Source organism: Bilophila wadsworthia ATCC 49260 (assembly GCF_000701705.1).
Taxonomy (GTDB): domain Bacteria; phylum Desulfobacterota; class Desulfovibrionia; order Desulfovibrionales; family Desulfovibrionaceae; genus Bilophila; species Bilophila wadsworthia.
In genome coordinates this window covers 1-17,133 of record NZ_JNJP01000053.1, presented here as the reverse complement: position 1 = coordinate 17,133, position 17,133 = coordinate 1, and the positions used below count along the sequence as shown (strand labels likewise).

Sequence of the window (17,133 nt, the reverse complement as noted above, 5' to 3'; positions counted from 1 at the left end):
CGCCTCCAACCTTTTTCACACAACGCCATGAAGACAGAATTCGAAACAGCCACAACGGATCTCGCGCGCCGGGTCCCGCCCCACAGTGTGGAAGCCGAGCGGGCCGTGCTCGCCGGACTGATCCTGCGCCCTTCCGCAATGGGGCAGATCGCCCCCATGCTGCACCCGGAAGATTTTTACCTGCCCGCGCATCAGACGCTGTACGCGGCCGCCCTCGGGCTTCACACCGATAACCGGCCAGTGGATCTCGTTACCCTTGCGGAACATCTGCGCGATCAAGGCTCGCTGGAACAGGCGGGCGGCGCGGCTTATATCGCGGATCTGGCGCAGTCGCATGTCAGCGCGGCAAACGCCGAGTATTATGCCAAGCTCGTACGCGACAAATCCATCCAGCGCGGGCTCATCGAGGCGGGGGCTAAAATCGTTTCGACGGGCTTCGACACTTCAAAGGATCTGGCCGGGCTCATCGACGAGGCCGAGCAATCCGTTATGGCGGTATCCAGCCGCACCAGTTCCGGCGGATTCCGGCCGGTGCAGGCGCTCGTGGGAGACGTGGTGGACGCCGTGCTCAAACCCGCAGAGGGGGGGATCACCGGGCTCGCTACTGGCTATCCCGAACTCGACGCCATCACACGGGGGCTCCAGCCTTCGGATCTGATCATCATCGCGGCGCGCCCTGCGATGGGCAAAACCGCCCTCGCCCTCAACCTCGCCATGCGTGCCGCCATCAGCGAAGGCGCGCCCGTGGGCATTTTCTCGCTGGAAATGTCCGAACACCAGCTTGTCCAGCGTATGATCAGCCTGTGGGGAAAGATTCCGCAGGAGCAGCTTTCCACAGGCCGCCTCAGCAAAGCCGAGGGAGCACGCTTCTTCGAAACCGCAGATCTGCTCCGGACCGCGCCGCTGTTCATCAACGAAACGCCCGCCATCAGCACTCTTGAACTCCGTTCACAGGCACGGCGGCTCAAGGCCGAGCACGGCCTCGGGCTCATCGTGGTCGACTATTTGCAACTTATGCGCTCTTCACGGCGCACGGACTCCCGTGAACTCGAAATTTCGGATATCTCCCGCTCGCTCAAGGCTATAGCCAAAGAGCTCGACGTACCGGTCGTGGCCCTTTCGCAGCTCAACCGTAAAGTTGAAGAACGTAAAGACAACCGCCCCATGCTCTCGGACCTGCGTGAATCCGGAGCCATTGAACAGGATGCGGACATCGTGATCTTCCTTTACCGCGACGAGGTATACAAGCCCGATACGCCGAAAAAAGGCATCGCGGAACTTATCATCGGCAAGCACCGCAACGGGCGCGTCGGGACCGTAGAACTGGCTTTCCTGCCGCAGTACACCGCCTTCGAACCGCTTGCCAAGGATCGATGATCGGCGATGGTGGATTCGGCAAGCGTACATTTCTTTTGAGAGGATACAGAAGCGTTGGGGAAGGGAGGCTTTTCTGCCCCCCTTCCCCAACGCTGTCACTTTGCATCTATCTCCCTTCCCAGAGGGTTCCATAAAGATCGAATTTCTGCCCGCAGCGTTCTGAAGTGTTTTCCCTTTGAAACGAGAGCTCGTTTAAAGAACAACGCTCCAGCCACTGTCTCTAGAGGCAGGCCACAATGTACGGCGTGTTTTTGGAAATGCACAAATCTCTCCCTCTCCTCGCATAACAACGACATGGGGCTTCCGGATGGCAGATGCAGCCGGATACGCCCAGGAACGGTTCCATCTTCTGTTTTTCATCTCTTTAGAGGAATCCTCTTTTTTACAAAATATAAATTTTATCTTTTATTTTCAATGTATTAGCATAGATTCTTTCCGGGAGTGCCATAAAAAACAAAAATTATACTTGAAAAAGAATTTCAATTTCATTATTATCTTTTTACGGACGACGAGGAAACAGGCAGTATCCCGTCTCCAGTCAAACTGTTGCCGAGAAATCGGCACAGAAGCCGGGAAGTGGTTGGCCCGGCTTCCCAGCCGGATGCCGATCCCCCCCCCTCGGAAGCAGTCCTTCGGCATCCGGCAAAGAAATTTCCTAATACATGGGTGTTTCTCAGCTTCGCGTGTTCTCATTGCCTTTTCCAGCCCAAAAGAGCGAGAGTGCAAGGACAAAACCGTTTCATCATGGAGTACATCATGAGCAAAGTACTGATTGTTTACGGCTCCACGACCGGCAACACGGAAGCTCTCGCGGAAATCCTCGGACGCCTTATCCAAGAAGCTGGGCATGAGACTACCCTCCTCAACGCCGCTGACGCCAGTGCACCCGGCCTTTGCGATGGATGGGATATGATCCTTTTCGGTTGTTCCGCATGGGGCGACGACGAAATAATCCTGCAGGACGACTTTGACGCGTTGTTCCAGCAGTTCGACCTCATCAACGCCAAGGGGCACAAAGTAGCCTGTTTCGCTACAGGGGACAGCAACTTCACATACTTCTGTGGAGCTGTCGACGTTATCGAAGCCGCTCTTGAACGGCTTGGCGCGGATGTCGTCGTTGAAGGCCTTAAAATCGACGGACAGGCCCAGTCCGACCAGCCGGAAATCCAGGAATGGACCAAGGCTGTCATCGAAACTCTGTAAGCGCTAAGAACGTCTTCCTTCGAAATGCTCGTTTCCTTACGAGCACAACGGGTCGGAGCCCTCTCGACCTCTTCGACCCAACCTCCTCCTTGCGCCCCGGTTCGACCGCCGAACCGGGGCGATACTTTTTCCCGTCATGAGGTTCTTACGGTAGCATGGCCACCTCAAGCGGATCTCCTCTTCCATGCCGCCCTGCCACCGGATGAGGCTGTCTAGCCGTAATCCTTGACGTGCGGAATCTTCCGCGAGTGTGGTACGTCGAGCTTCTTGTACGCTGGCGCCCTTCAGGCACTCCCAGCCCGTACCGTTTCTCATAAGAGCTAAGAACATCTTCTCTGAGAGTGACTTTTCTTGAGCATACTGTTTCCACAGTCATTTTCATCAGTCAACGGCTGTCACTGACAACTTTCAACAGGTATCCATCCAGCGCGTTTCTCCGTCGGTTTCTTTGAACAAACTGTTTCTAGTCATCACCACCTGTTACCGCCAGACAACATCTGCAAACAGCAGTGGATGACTGACAATGATAGCTCCGGACTGGCACTGTCAGACATACAAAAACAACACGGCAAAATGGTCACGAATAAACTATACTATGTTAAAATAACAAGCTTTATTTGCATCAATGACAAACGCTGAAATACGGTAGAGAGGTGTCATCTCAAAGCGGAGGCCATAAATTTTTTCCATCCAAAACAAGTCGGCAAAATACTCGCTATTTTACCTTAATATATTGAAATATTATGTTAAAATGATTCAAAAAGATCATATTCCCTTATGTTTGATTCCCCTAAGCCCGCCGAGGGCTTAAACGGGAAATTCTGAAACGTTGTTCCAGGTGTCAACGAAAACAGCATGTTATCGGTGATGACAGCTAAGGTGAGTTCGTGACGGATTATGACATGCATCAGTTGTCACATGGCTTTTCAGAAGAAAGCATGGAAGAACATTGGTGGGCACCCATACGGCAATATGCCCACTAAATATATTTAACATACTGAAAAAAATATTGTATATTTTATTAATACACAAAACGTTCAAACGGCCACTGGCAGAAGAGATGTCCCATCACTGCCAACAGGGAAAACGGAGGGGAATATATATTATAATGATGGAACGCCAGTGAGGACTACGAGGCCATTCTTGCGCGTAAGGCGCCAGAGTAGCACATAAAAAAGGCCGTTTAACACGGCCTCGCTTGTGTCTAGTCCTCTTTCCTGCGCCCTCGCCTCCGGGACGGGAGGGCTTCAGCTGTACGGTTGAGGATCACGATATTCCCCTTGGTCAGAATACTGGTTTTCTCCAACACCTTCTTTTCCGCCAGTTCCGCGATGGCGTCCCGAATCTGTCGGCGTGTTTCCTTTAACGGCGAACGCAGATCCATATTCAGCGCCAATGCCAGCGTGCGGATATCCCCCCGAAAAACAGGGTTTTCCCTGTGCGACTGGCAGAAGCGATACATAGCCTTCGCAATACTTCCCCTGATCTGAAAACGTTTGGCCACGTCAATCCAAGTGAGCCGATTGGCCACATACATTTCCCGGAAGAACGGGCTGATCGTTACTGAAATATCCCGTTCCGCATCATTTTTCCCGCGCAGGCGCAAATTCGAGATAATGTGCGTGAGGTCGTAAAACGTCTCCTGCCCTCTTTCACGCACCACTAATTCTATAGTCCCGTGCGCGAGGCATGTGAGCCCAGTTACCAAGCGCGTATAATGGTTCTTTCCCGGCCTTTTATGCCCCATCAGACGCAGAATCGGCAGCAATGGGCCACGATACGTAAATTTTCCCGTACCGCTCTCCGGGAATGCCGAACGCACGGGTTCCGGAAAAGCCTCCACGCCGCCAGAAACATACGGCGCCTCGGGAAGATTTGGGGCGACGGGCACAAAACCTTCTTCCGTATCCTTCACGGGAAGTGCTCCTGCCGAACGGGCATGACGAGCCTCGGCCCCTTCCGCCCCGGATTCAATGATCGCCAGCAGAGCCATCAGCACATCCTCTTCCTCAACACTGAGTTTCGGCCCTGTATAAAGGATATCACCCCACGGCCCCGAAGAAATGCGTTCTTTAAAGAAGAAAGCCCCTGATGCCGCGATGCTGCCTTTTTCACGCGATGTAATATCGGGATCACGCATGAGAGCGTCCCGGCGTCCCTTTTCAAGGTTATTCATCGGAAAAAATGGCGAAACACGTGCAATACTGGTTGGATAGCCACACCAAAGCGAAGGGCGTTCCTCCTCCTTAGGAGCTGGCAGGGGTGTTGCGACAGGGGCGCTCTCAACCGGGCTAGGCGCAGGGATAGGCTTTGGAGAAGCCGTCCTGACAACCTCGCACGCCACCTCTCGCGCCTGTTCACGAGCCAGCTCCTCAAGGCTCACAGGCGAGGGCCGTTTCCGCTCCTCAGGCGCGGCAAGCGGATGACAAGCTTTGGAGGAAGGGCTTCCACTTCTACGCCACTCTTCAATGATCGCAACGATAAACGACGGAACATCCTTCCAGTCGAGCGCATCGATCTGTGCGGCAAGCGTAGGATTATACAGCCTCAGGCGTTCCCGCTCCTCAGCAGAAAGAGGGGAGGGGACAGCCGTCTCAAGAAAGCCTTGCAACGCTTCACCCACGGATTTCATCTTATTGGTCATGGCAACATTCCGCATTAGAGCGCCAGCTTGCCATCCGGACGGCGCAAGAGCCGCCGGAAAGTGCTGAACCCCGGAGGTGCCGGGCACGCATCCATAGAAGAAAAAGGTGTCAAACTCCGCAAAAGGCCTTTCTTCCCTCGGCCCAGCCGTCCATTTCCGACTCTAAAAAACACTGATGGCGAGTATTGCCCGCATCCATTTACCGCTTTTATTGAGGATGATCATTGACTTTTTTTGAGTATCATGCAAAAAATTCGACACATCACACGCAAATTGGAGGATCTCATGGCAGCGAAAGTCATTGCTTTTGCAAACCACAAAGGTGGCGTAGGCAAGACCGCGAGCACTGTTAACGTAGCGTATTGCCTCGCTAAACGCAAACGCCGTGTGCTTGTTGTGGACTGTGATCCTCAGGGAAACGCGTCGCTGACCCTCGGAACCGTATCCCCATACGAGCAACCCCGCACAGTGGCAAACCTCTTTACCGGGCTCTCGTTTTCGGCAGCGGCCGTGCCTTCCAAATACGAAGGGCTGGATCTGATCCCTGCCAATCTGAACGTATACGCTACGGTAAGCACGCTTTCCAATTCCATCAAGCGCTTTTTCGGTTTCCGGCAAGCGCTCGATAAGGCAGCTCTGAACACCTACGATTACATTCTGCTGGATTGCCCGCCCACCATTGAGGGTGCGCTCCTGACCAATGCGCTTATCATTACGGACTATATCATCATTCCGGTTGGGGTTGAGGACACTTATGCCCTTTCCGGCGTAAGCCATCTTATCAAAGTCGCGGAAACCCTGCGCGCTGACACCGAATCGAACCTTGCGATCATGGGCGTACTGCTGACCATGTACGATGGCCGCAATAACGCCGCGAAAACCATCCGTAATGTGGCAATCGGGACCTTCGGCGAAGAAATGGTCTTCCGTACGACTATCCCCAGAAATACTACACTAAATAAAGCTGTTATGAGTAACCTTGCGGTCTGTGACTATGACGACGGTTGTTCTTCCTGCCGCAGCTATCGTGAGTTGGCACAGGAAATGGAAGCCCGCCTTGATCCCAAGAACGCATGATTATTCAAAGATGGGCATGGAATAAAAGATGACTGTCTTGTAGTTTTATATTCCTAAATTTTCGGATTACAAGTTTACAATTGGTAACATTCAATTCTTTCCCGGAAGAAACAAAGTGTACACTTATGAGCCAAATTCTATTGTCCCCCGCACATGTTACCTGTAAGTAAAAATATCCTCTCGATAAGAAAAGGCTCCCTTCCTCTCCGTCCACTTTATCCTCTTCCTTCCGTAAGGAACTGACATGGCTAAGAAATCAAGCATGCCGGACTTTACCTTCGCTCTCGGTGCCGACCTTCGAGAAGCGGCCGCTAAGATGCGCAAAATGAGCCAGCCGCCGAAGCATCAATCTGCCCAGCAATCTGATGAGGCCATAGATGCCATGTCCGACGATGCAGAAATCACCGTCGAATCCTCAGCAGTAGAACCTCCCTTTGCTGAAGAGAGCTTAACGCCGCCAAGTTCTGATGCAACCATTGGCGTTGACGTTTCTTCAACAGATTTACCATATTGTGAAGAGTCGACCGTCATAATCGAACAATCCGGAGAGATTGCTGCACCTGTAGACTCTACTTATTCTGTAACTGATGCCTTGCAGCCTCTTGAAGGGACTACATCCAAGTCCTTCCAAACGCCTGTACAGAAGGAAGTAGAGACTCCTGAGATACCTGCTGAATCCCCTGAAAGGGAAAATATGGAGGGAACTCCTCAGGTAGACCTTTCTACTCTACTCACTGGAGGAGAGAAAACAGAACCTTTTCAGAGTCCTTCTTCTGAATCACGTTCAGTAGAGGCTCTAAACGCTGTTTGTGCACCAGAAACAGGTTCTGCGTACACTCTCTCAGATATTCAGGATGAACCTTCTGATATTCCCGTACAGGCAGTTCAAACCGGCCTAAATTACGATAAAAAACCGTCAATGACAGCTGATGATAGCTATATACAGAAATCAGCAGGAATAGACAGTAAAAAACCGTCCATTACCACTACTCCTCCAAAAACATTCCGTACAGGCACGAACTGTCACCAACAGTCTCCAGCGCTTCATAACAGCATATCAGCTGTCAATGACAGTTTTACGCCAAAACAGAATTACAAAGCCACTGCCCTCAGTTCTGATGAAGTAAAAAAGTCACCGGATGCAGCCAGCCGCTCAATGTATTCACAGCTATCTTATAGCCAGTCACAAACAGTCACTGACTGTCAAGCTTATTCAAGTGCAATAACGGTGTCCCCTTATTCTGGCGGAGAGACTCCTCTTCCAAGAGATCCTTTTCAATCTAAGCCTGTTACCACTCCAAGATCCACCGTCGCACATTCTCCATTGCAAGATGACAGCTTTAAATTGTCACAAGCAATCACTATAGTGGAGGATGACCATAAACAACCTATTGGATCTAGAAAAGTTCAACAAGAACAAGATATAACCACACAACATGGTATCACCCAAGGTATTTCGCCGTCCATCATTGCGGCCACCCTTCAAGACGCCCACCTTGGCGGAGCCCGCCAGATCCTTTTAGATGCACTCACTGCGCTGAGGCAACAATCCCCCCAGGTCGTCGTTAACCTAAAACGCCTTGCTCCGGCTATCGGGCTTTCCTACGGCACCGTCCGTAACACCATCAGCCGCCTTGTACGTGAGGGCGTCATCTGTACTACACAAGTTCGCACGGGGGACGCTCATGGTGTGTGTGTTGAATTCATTGATGACAATCCATTACCGACAATGACTGCTTCTTCACGCGCTAGACAGTCAATGCCCTATCAACAGCAGCCACAGACAGTCATGAAAACTGAGATACCCCCCTCTTTACCACTTGAGGACACGTGTATATGGAATACGGATGGGGATCTTATCGCCATTTTGTGGCCCTTCGCAGCGGATGCCGGTTTCGGACCAGCCCATCTGGCACAACTGAAGCGTGCCTATCAGCTACAGGGATGGGAACCGGAAAACGTATCGCGGTGTCTGCGTTATCTTGATTGGGAACTTGCCAATGGCGTCTCATCAGGACCTGAACACGTCACCGCGTGGCTCCGCACCATGCAGCGGCAAGGGCACTATCCTCGTCCAGAAGGATATGTAGACCCTGAAGTTCTGCGTCTTCGCCAACAAGCCGACGAGGAACGCGAACTCGCTGAAGCCCGTACCCGCTTCAAGTAATTCCTTTCCCCTTTCTTTTTCTTACCGGAAGCAACACGATGTCCGTCATCTACGCAGGCATCCCATCCATGACTGTCCATTAGGACATCATATTTTTATTAAAAACAGTTAATGACAGTTGTTGACTAATACGAACAGTTTCTGATTGTTTGTTGCATCACCTAAATCTCCAAAGCTTAACAAGCTGTTATGAGCAGTCATCAACACTACCATCAACAGACAGCGTCTGTTGATGGTAGTGTTATTTCTCATGAGGAATTTCCCACCACACACACACACACACACACACACTCTCTCTCTCTCTCTCTCTCTCTCTCTCTCTCTCTCTCTCTCTCTCTCTCTGCTATTTTCTTCTTTAAGGGGCATTTTTGCTTTTTACTGGGAGAAAATATGCTCTTATTGAACTCCTTTGGAATACTGAAATCCTTATAGGGGGCTTTTGGCTATTGCTGCTCAAGGGTTTTGCGGTACCTGTGGTGGGCATTATGCCGTATTTCGGTGGGGGATTGACCGAGAAAAGGTGGGCATTTAACCGTATGGAAGAAACCGTTTTGCCGAAAGTGGGCATTATGACGAATAGGGAAAATGGAATTTTCCCATTTTGGCTCAGCCCATTTTTTCTAGAGCAGAGAAAGGGGTTGTTATTTTTTGGAGGATATTTGTATTTGGAAAATATGTTACTCAAGAGTAAAATATGAACAGCCTTTGCTGTACATCTTGCCTACGCCTTGGAGGTAGAACTGCTTTCAGGGCATGGTATAGGCTTCCCCCCCCCGGAATGAGGCTTGCGCATCGTACGTTGAAGGTAATTCCCCTAGGAGACGGACAGTAGACCCACCGCGGTAAAGAGAGGCGAAACGTCCAGAGCGCGGAGGTTCCATTAATGCGGTTTAGAAAAGCACTTCTTAGTGATGTTGAATTTTCAGAGATATCTCTCCGCAGGGAAGCCTAAAAAAGACGAGGAAGCGTATGTTTCCCCGCCTTGGTGGTTTTTTCCGGTTCTGTCCGTTATTCGCCGTATACGGCATACCCGCCTTTACCACGGTGCTTTTTGAGATGATAAAGGGCTGCGTCGGCGTGGGAGAAGAGGGTGGGGTAGTCTTTACCGTGCCGGGGATAGAAACTGATGCCCATACTGACCGAGATGCGGTAGCCATTGGGGGAGTCGATCTCGGCAAGACGGGCAGTGATCTGGCGGCAGCGGTTTCGGATGACATTTTCGTCCAGGGCGTCGCGGGCAAAGACAGCGAATTCGTCCCCGCCGATGCGTCCGGTGATGTCCGAGGAACGGAACCCGTCACGCACCACTGAGGCGACGGTGAGGATTACCTCGTCCCCGAACAGGTGGCCGTACGTATCGTTCACATTTTTAAAGTCGTCGATGTCCACGATGATCAGGGCATGGGTGCCCTCGGAGAGCATATCCTCGGCAAGCTGCTTAAAAGTCATTTTGTTGTAAAGGCCGGTGAGCATGTCCGTCTGTGCTTCTCGGCGCAGGCGGTCTTCTTCAAGCTTTTTGTCGTTGATGTTTGATAACCTGCCGATGACATTGGTGGGCTTGCCGGCGTTATCACGCAGGACTTTGAAACAGATCGTAAACCATTGGTACGTGTTTTCCGAGGTCAATAACCGCGCATCGAACCGCATAAAATCGTCCTCCGAGAGCTCGGTGCTCTTCGTACTGGGGAGGAGATGAAGATCGTCAGGGTGGACAATCTCCAAGAAGTGCTTGTCACGCAGGTAATGTTCAATGCTGCGCGGGCGGTTGAACAGTTTTTCAAAGTTCGACGAAAAGGTAAGGGTATCGGTGGCGATATCCTGTTCAAAGAGGATTTCTTCTGTGATTTCAGTGACGACGTTATACCGTTGCTGCTCCATTTCAAGAGCGCGGATGATATTCTTTTGCTGGGTGATATCTATAAAGACGCCCTGAAAGAGAGGGTACCCCTCCCACTCGCCAACACGTTTGGCCCGCAGGTAGATCCATGACGTCCCGCCGTCCTTGCGCAGAATGCGGTATTCCGCCTTGAGGGAGTCATTTTTCTGGGCGTGTTCACGGAAGGTTTTGAGCATGGTCAACCCATCTTCGGGATGGACGACGTTGATCCCACGGTTCCCAACATCGCGGGCGTAGTCTTCCCGTGTACGGCCTGAAAGGGCATAAAATCCGGTGTTCGCCCAGATAACGCGGAACGAGTCGTCGAGCGCGAAACGGGCCACGCCGCCGTCCACGCTGTCGATGAGCGCTTGCAGTTCCCGGTAGGTGCTGGTGGCCCGTGCGCGGGCTTCTTCGGCCTCGCGGGTCTGACGGTTAGCGATTTCAAAGCTGTTCTTGAGTTTGCCGACCATCGTATTGAGAGCCGAAGCCAGTGCGCCGAGCTCATCGTTCCTGCGGATATTGAAGGTCTGGTCGAGATTGCCCTCCGCCACGCTTTCCGCAAACTGGACTCCCTTGCGCATGGCCGCGACCACGCGGCAGACGACAAGGAACATAAAGAACAGCGCAATGCACACGGCAGCAAGGGCCACGGCGGCCGTGCGGTCGCGCATGAGCTGAACGTCGGACATCATGAAATCGCGGGAGACGGTGGCTATGACGGTCCAGCCGTTGGGCAGCGTATTGAAGGTGCTGTAATAGGCCATGCCGTCGCGTTCGTTTTCGAAGGATCCGGCTCCACCGTCGGATATGGCCTCGAGTATGGCCTGTTCGATCATGGCATTGCCGATCATTTTCTGCCTGTCGGGGTGGAGGATGATTTGCCCATTGGGATCGACGACATAGACGATCCCTTTCCCGTGCATGGTCACCGGATCGATGGTATGGGAAGCGATGTAGTCCATGTTGATGGCCCCGACGAGCACCCCCGAGACTTCGCCGTTCACAAAGACGGGTTCGCCTAGGAAAAAGGCGTAATACCCTTTGGTACGCGTGATGAGCGGTCCCTGCACGGAACTTTTGCCGAGCATGGCCTCACGGTAGTACTCCCTGTCGGAGCGATTCTGTCCTTCGCCCATGTTTTCCGTGGAGGCCTCGACCGTCCCCTGTTTATTGAGAAAAATAAGGGAGTCCACGTAATTATAGATAGCGACGCTTTGGTTGATCTGCTCAAGGAAGATCTTTTGCTCCGGTGCGCTGCGGTCTGGTTTTTTTTGAGTGAGGAGCCATTCGGCGTATTGCTTGACGATCTGCCGCTGTGCGGAAAGACGCATGTAGTTGCGGGTGGATTCGAGCATAAACTCTATTTCACGGCTGACCGCTTCCACCACAGTGGCTTCGATGGTGACGATGTTGGATGAAACGATTTTTTTGGCGTTGTCGTAGGCGCTCCCGGCCACGAACGCCAAAGCGATGCTCATAATCAGGGCAATGGGAGCGAGCATCCGGGTTGTAAGCGACATATGTATCCTTTCGGGGAATTCAAAAAAAAGCGTTCAGGGCACGAAAATTTTTTTGTGGTCTATCCCCCTATCGACAAGTGATTTTTAGAAACGTATTTTCTGTCAAGATAACGTCTGCCCATTGTTTTTGTCCAGATTTTCCTGCGCCCAATCCGGGTGTCGGCTCCGTTTCGGTTGAAAATGGAAAAAACGTTATGCAGCTCTGGAGGCCTTCCGCCTCAGGCTGAGGAAATATCATAAAAATGGGCTTCATCATCAGGATGAGGCCCATTATGTTGCTAATCGGTAAAAAATAAAAAAGCCGTTTCGGTATAGCAGAAAAGGAGGCTGAGGGAATCCGGCGGCACATGGTATTTACGATTGAATCCGGAATATGCTTCTTATATCACACTCAGATCCGGAATTCCACACACCGGGGGAACCTAAAAAATCTTCACGCTTGAGCGTGCTGTGCCGCCTTTCGGGGTGCCGCCCTTTCTTTTTCATGTTCCGGAAGAGGCCCGCCGGTCTTCAGGACGAGATGGCACAGGCGTTCCTCTTCCTCAAGACAGGATTCCACTTCTTTGGAGAGCGCCTCCCTGAGGCTGGAAAAGGGGAGGGCCTTGTGCTCGACGCGATAGATGGTGCGGTCGAACTGGGCATTGCTCACGCCGACGATGAACAGTTCATCGGCGCGGACTTCCCGCTGCACGATGCGCGGGGAGAGGCAGGAGAGCATACCCGGATTGTGGAGAACCTGCTTGATGGAGTCGTTGTGCTCGAATTCCAGAAGGATCTGCGGGCGCAGGCCGCGCGGGGTAAGCTGGCGCAGAAACGTTTCCCGCGTTCCCGATCCCGGTTCGCGCAACAGCCAATGGCGGTCGAGCAGAGCTTCGATGGGATATGGCCCGGCCTCGGCCAATGCCTTGTCCGCAGTGACGATCACGAGGGATTCCTTGGCGAGGGGGGTGATTTCCACGGCGAGGTTGTGGACGTCCCCTTCCACGAACCCGACGTCAAGCAGGCCGTGTTCCACATGGCGCACGATATCCGCCGTATTCCCCGACTCACATTCGATTTCGACCTGATGGTGCCGCATCTTGAAATTGTACAGCACTTGCGGCAGCACGAAGTCGGACAGCGTAGTGGATGCGCCGATGCGAATCTTGCCCGCCAGTTCGTCACTCGCCACCAGCGCGAGCACATTCTTGAGCTGGTTATACAGCGGGGCCAGCCGTTCTTCGAGCAGCCGCCCCTTGTCATTGAGCCGGATGCCTCGGCCCATGCGATCGAACAGCGAAACCCCCAGTTCAGCTTCGAAATCCCGGAGCGCGCTGGAGACCGCCGCTTGCGATATGAATAGTTTGGCCGCGGCGTCCCGCATGTTCGGCGTCCTCGCCAAGGCCAAAAAAATTTCCAGATACCGAAGCGTCATGAACCCCTCCTGTCTGCTGTCGGTTGTCTGCGGCAAACCGCAACGCCATTCTTCCGTGGTAACGGATCCGTTATGAGACGGCAACCGGATTGCACCGCAACATATGGAAGATGTTTCTTTTTTCCCATGCCTTTTTCGGCAGGGTTACGCTGTTGAGGAGTGTTTGGACGTCTCCTTGAAAGAAGCCCCGTATATGCCCTCCCGTGCTTCATTCAGGAACATGTTCATGCAACATCATTAAATCACATTTGTTTTTCGTCAAGCGGCGAGAATGTGCTGTCGGATGTTGCCCGGACAACATTTGTTGCACGTTCTTTTGTGAACGCCGCCGGCGTCCTCCTTTCGTTTGATTCGGCTCCGTCCCGGTACGGAAAGTCAGGCTCCGTGCTGCAAAGAAAAAAGACAGGAGGGGCATTCCTGTCTTTTATGGGAAACTCTGTATGGAGGGTAACGCGTTCGGGAAGAGGGGCCGCAAAGGTTCTGAAAAGGGGAGGGGAAACGTTTCAATGAACGCTTCCCCCAAAATCTGATACTTTGCCCGTCCGCGCTAGAAGTTGAGGGAGAGGATGAACCGGGTCACGAAATAGCCGCCGCCGATGAGCCACAGGGCGAGCACGCCCGCGAGGAGGAAAGGCTTGGGGCCGACCATGCGGACCTTTTCGAGGCTGGTTTCCATGCCGAGGGCGCACATGGCCATGGTGAGCATGAAGATATCCAGCGAATTGATGACGCTGACGGCCTGCTTGGGGATGATGCCGAGCGAGTTGATGCCGATGCACGCGATGAACAGGACGGCGAACCACGGGAAGCTGCTGAAATTATAGGTGCCGTAGGAAGGCACGCGGCTTTCCTCTTCCGTCTTTTCGGGGAAGCGGTTCAGCCAGAAGCCGAGGCAGATGAGCAGGGGAGCGATCATGATCACGCGGAGCATCTTGACGATGACGGCGGTGTTGCCCGCATCAATGGAAATGGCCTGTCCGGCGGCTACGGCGTGCGCGACCTCATGCAGGGTTCCGCCCACGAACATGCCATAAGCCTTTTCGCTCATGTCGAGGAAGCCGTGGCTGTACAGGAAGGGATAGACGAACATGGCGATGGTGCCGAAAACCACGACCGTGCCCACGGCGATGCTGCTTTCGTAGGATTCGCCCTTAACCACGGGTTCGGTGGCGAGTACGGCGGCGGCCCCGCAAACGGAGCTCCCGGCGGCGGTGAGCAAGGCAAGGCGGCGGGGCAGGCCGAAGACCTTGATCCCGAGCCAGGTTCCGCCGATAAACGTGCTTGTCAGCATGATGGAGCTGATCGCCAGCCCGTTGAAACCGACGAGCAGGAGATCCTGAAAGGTGAGGCGGAAACCGTAGAGGACAATGGCGACGCGCAGCAATACTTTGGAAGAGAACAAGATGCCGGGCAACCAGTAGACCGGAAGATGCAGCCGGAGCGTATTGCCGTAAATCATGCCGAGCACGATGCCCACGATGAGCGGACTGATGCCCAAAAGAGAAATGTAATGCCACTGCGAAAGCTGATAGGCGGCGCTGGCGAACAAGATGACAAACAGGACGCCGTTCATGAGCTGCAGATGGTATCCGTTTCCAATGGCTTTTTCCGACTGCATGGGGGAACTCCTCGCGGTTTGTGGATGAAGTGCGGACTTTGTATTGTCTGTCTAGCATCATCCCGAGCCGGAAAACAAACGGATAAATCGTATCGGTTCAATAAACGAAACTGTTCAGTATCTCATCGAGAGCATTGATTTATCTGTGATATGCGTCACAAAATGGGAAAAGAATTCCTGAATCCCCGCCACACGAAACGGCACAAAAAAAGGCCGTCCTTTCGGACAGCCTTTTAGTGCCGTAGTAGCGTTTTTGTCGTTCGATACATTAGATCTCCTTAATGGTACAGTAGACGCGGGTAATGCCTATGGCCAGAACGATGAAGGGGAGTAAGGTGAAGAGGGACTGCATGTTCATGATAACTCCGGGTGTTAGTTGGTCTGGATGGCACGGGCTATGTTGCACGCGAAGAAGAGGGTTGTAACAAGGAGGACGAAAAGAGACTGGCTGAACACGGGCGGTTCCTTTAACGGTTAGTTGCCCCGCACGGAGCGAATGACGGAACAGGCAAGGATGACGGCCGTGACGAGAAGAACAAGGGCGGACTGAGCGATCATGATGGGCCTCCCGGGCGGATTGCGATGTATTGTTGTCTTGCCTTACATATCGCGCATGGTTTTGTAGAGGCTGCACGAAAGCAATACGGCGACGGTGAGCATGACGATGGCGGACTGTACAAACATAGCTGCGTTCCTTCTGTCTGGTTGATATTTTCTTTTACATTTCCTTCATGGCGTGAAGGAGACTACAAGTAAGGATCAATGCGACGTTGAAAATAATCAAGGAGGACTGGGAAAGCATGTCTGTTCTCCGTACCATTTATTTGTGAAAGTTTTTACATTTCCTTCATGGCACAATAACCACGAACCAGACCGACGAGAACGAAGGCGACCGTGAGGAGAATGAGCTTGGACTGCATATCCATGATGAACCTCCAAAGAAGAGTTGTTGTTCGTTGAATGTACGTTTACCACTCCCTGCTGTTCAGATACAAACGGATAAATCAGATTGGATTGACAATGAGAAGTTATCAATCCACCGTCCAAACCTTATAATCTTTAATATACTGTAATCATTGATATGTGAGGCCATATGCCGACGATGCTCGTGTTGGGGGCGACCTCTGGCATAGCCCGGGCTACAGCCCGGGCGTTTGCGGGTTCCGGTTGGACATTGCAGCTTGCCGGAAGGGATATCCAGCGTCTTCAGGAAGTTGCGGATGACTGCGGTGGGGCGTCGATCTTTCCGTTCGACGCGCTCGATCCGGCTTCGCGTTCCGCCTTGTGGGGGCTTTTGCCATCCTGCCCGGATGCGGTGTTGTGCGCTGTGGGGTTGCTCGGGGATCAGGATTGCGCGTGCCGGGACCCCAAGGCGGCACTCCAGGTAATAGAATGTAATTTCACTGGGTTGATTCCCGTGCTTCTGCAGGCGGCGGAGGCTTTCGAAGCGCGCGGTTCCGGCCTGCTCATCGGGCTGAGTTCGGTGGCGGGGGATCGCGGAAGGGCTTCGAACTACGCCTACGGTTCGGCGAAGGCGGGTTTCTCGGCGTTTCTTTCCGGCCTGCGGGCGCGGCTTTGGAATTCCGGGGTTCGCGTCCTGACGGTCAAACCGGGGTACGTTGCCACCGGAATGATCGCCGGGCGGCGTCTTCCCTCCTGTATCGTAGCCTCGCCCGAACTCGTCGCCCGTGACATCCTCCGTGCCGTCCGTACAGGCCGGGATGTGCTCTATACTCCCGGCTGGTGGCGGCCCCTTCTCGCGCTGTACCGCGCCCTGCCGGAGTGTGTGGCGAAGCGTTTGAAGCTGTAGGAGAAGAGGGCAGGGCGGGGAGAGGAAGATTGGGAGGGGAGGAGAAACCTTTCTGCAGAAAGGTTTCTCCTCCCCTCCCAAACCCACCCCTCTTCTTCCCAAGACTGTCAAAACCCCCGGCAAAGCCGGGGGCTTGAAACGCGGTAACCGCTCAAAGCGGTTTTTGCTATTCGCCTACGGCGAATTACAGCAGCTTAAGCTGCTCCACCTTCCTGTCTTCTTTTTCCTGGTTCCCTATGTAGAGCCGAATTTCCCGTTCTCCTACTCCTACCGTGCTTACAAAATATCCTCTCGCCCAGAAACTCGCTCCTGTTATTTTACAAACTTTTTCAAAATGTTTCGCTATCTCAATAGCGCTTTTTCCTTTTAAATAGCCCACTACTTCTGCCACCCCATATTTAGGTGGAATCGACAGTAACATGTG

General features: G+C 52.9%; 11 protein-coding genes. 6 read left to right on the top strand and 5 right to left on the bottom strand.

Features of this window, described 5'->3' with window-relative positions:
- Window positions 1-27 precede the first annotated feature (27 nt).
- Window positions 28-1,377, top strand: coding sequence for a replicative DNA helicase (gene dnaB, locus T370_RS0115385; RefSeq protein WP_005024809.1), 1,350 nt, complete (start codon window positions 28-30; stop codon window positions 1,375-1,377).
- A 756-nt stretch (window positions 1,378-2,133) separates the two neighbouring features.
- Window positions 2,134-2,580, top strand: coding sequence for a flavodoxin (locus T370_RS0115380; RefSeq protein WP_016360978.1), 447 nt, complete (start codon window positions 2,134-2,136; stop codon window positions 2,578-2,580).
- 1,204 nt (window positions 2,581-3,784) lie between these two features.
- Here the strand turns inward: T370_RS0115380 and T370_RS25990 are convergent.
- Window positions 3,785-5,224, bottom strand: coding sequence for a hypothetical protein (locus tag T370_RS25990; RefSeq protein WP_248604273.1), 1,440 nt, complete (start codon window positions 5,222-5,224; stop codon window positions 3,785-3,787).
- Between the two features lie 243 nt (window positions 5,225-5,467).
- On the opposite strand from T370_RS25990, the gene T370_RS0115370 reads away from it, so the two are divergent.
- The 3 genes from T370_RS0115370 to T370_RS0115360 all read left to right on the top strand — a co-directional run bounded on the left by T370_RS0115370 (window position 5,468) and on the right by T370_RS0115360 (window position 9,166).
- Window positions 5,468-6,301, top strand: coding sequence for a ParA family protein (locus tag T370_RS0115370; protein ID WP_316253486.1), 834 nt, complete (start codon window positions 5,468-5,470; stop codon window positions 6,299-6,301).
- Between the two features lie 244 nt (window positions 6,302-6,545).
- Window positions 6,546-8,468, top strand: a complete 1,923-nt coding sequence (locus tag T370_RS24500; RefSeq protein ID WP_029436240.1) for a helix-turn-helix domain-containing protein — start codon at window positions 6,546-6,548, stop codon at window positions 8,466-8,468.
- Window positions 8,469-8,836: 368 nt separating this feature from the next.
- A complete protein-coding gene (locus tag T370_RS0115360) occupies window positions 8,837-9,166 on the top strand; it encodes a hypothetical protein (protein WP_029436239.1) in 330 nt (109 codons plus the stop codon).
- A 310-nt stretch (window positions 9,167-9,476) separates the two neighbouring features.
- On the opposite strand, the gene T370_RS0115355 is transcribed toward T370_RS0115360, so the two are convergent.
- The 3 genes from T370_RS0115355 to T370_RS0115340 all read right to left on the bottom strand — a co-directional run bounded on the left by T370_RS0115355 (window position 9,477) and on the right by T370_RS0115340 (window position 14,899).
- The gene (locus T370_RS0115355; RefSeq protein ID WP_029436238.1) at window positions 9,477-11,867 is read right to left on the bottom strand and encodes a diguanylate cyclase; all 2,391 of its coding nucleotides are present in this window, start codon (window positions 11,865-11,867) and stop codon (window positions 9,477-9,479) included.
- Between the two features lie 433 nt (window positions 11,868-12,300).
- Window positions 12,301-13,281 (bottom strand): LysR substrate-binding domain-containing protein, encoded by a 981-nt coding sequence (locus T370_RS0115345; protein ID WP_029436237.1) that lies wholly within the window; start codon window positions 13,279-13,281, stop codon window positions 12,301-12,303.
- 547 nt (window positions 13,282-13,828) lie between these two features.
- Window positions 13,829-14,899 (bottom strand): YeiH family protein, encoded by a 1,071-nt coding sequence (locus T370_RS0115340; RefSeq protein ID WP_005024794.1) that lies wholly within the window; start codon window positions 14,897-14,899, stop codon window positions 13,829-13,831.
- A gap of 1,093 nt (window positions 14,900-15,992) precedes the next feature.
- Here T370_RS0115340 and T370_RS0115305 point away from each other — a divergent pair.
- A complete protein-coding gene (locus tag T370_RS0115305) occupies window positions 15,993-16,709 on the top strand; it encodes an SDR family oxidoreductase (RefSeq protein ID WP_029436236.1) in 717 nt (238 codons plus the stop codon).
- 184 nt (window positions 16,710-16,893) lie between these two features.
- Here the strand turns inward: T370_RS0115305 and tnpA are convergent.
- Window positions 16,894-17,133, bottom strand: a 240-nt coding sequence (tnpA, locus tag T370_RS23030; RefSeq protein ID WP_156034394.1) for an IS200/IS605 family transposase, incomplete at its 5' end; no start/stop codon positions are given.

Coding starts and splice junctions, on each gene's coding strand:
- T370_RS0115370 (WP_316253486.1), top strand. CDS start 5,468: ATGCAAAAAATTCGACACATCACACGCAAATTGGAGGATCTCATGGCA.
- T370_RS0115305 (WP_029436236.1), top strand. CDS start 15,993: ATGCCGACGATGCTCGTGTTGGGGGCGACCTCTGGCATAGCCCGGGCT.
- T370_RS0115355 (WP_029436238.1), bottom strand. CDS start 11,867: ATGTCGCTTACAACCCGGATGCTCGCTCCCATTGCCCTGATTATGAGC.
- T370_RS24500 (WP_029436240.1), top strand. CDS start 6,546: ATGGCTAAGAAATCAAGCATGCCGGACTTTACCTTCGCTCTCGGTGCC.
- dnaB (WP_005024809.1), top strand. CDS start 28: ATGAAGACAGAATTCGAAACAGCCACAACGGATCTCGCGCGCCGGGTC.
- T370_RS25990 (WP_248604273.1), bottom strand. CDS start 5,224: ATGACCAATAAGATGAAATCCGTGGGTGAAGCGTTGCAAGGCTTTCTT.
- T370_RS0115345 (WP_029436237.1), bottom strand. CDS start 13,281: ATGACGCTTCGGTATCTGGAAATTTTTTTGGCCTTGGCGAGGACGCCG.
- T370_RS0115380 (WP_016360978.1), top strand. CDS start 2,134: ATGAGCAAAGTACTGATTGTTTACGGCTCCACGACCGGCAACACGGAA.
- T370_RS0115340 (WP_005024794.1), bottom strand. CDS start 14,899: ATGCAGTCGGAAAAAGCCATTGGAAACGGATACCATCTGCAGCTCATG.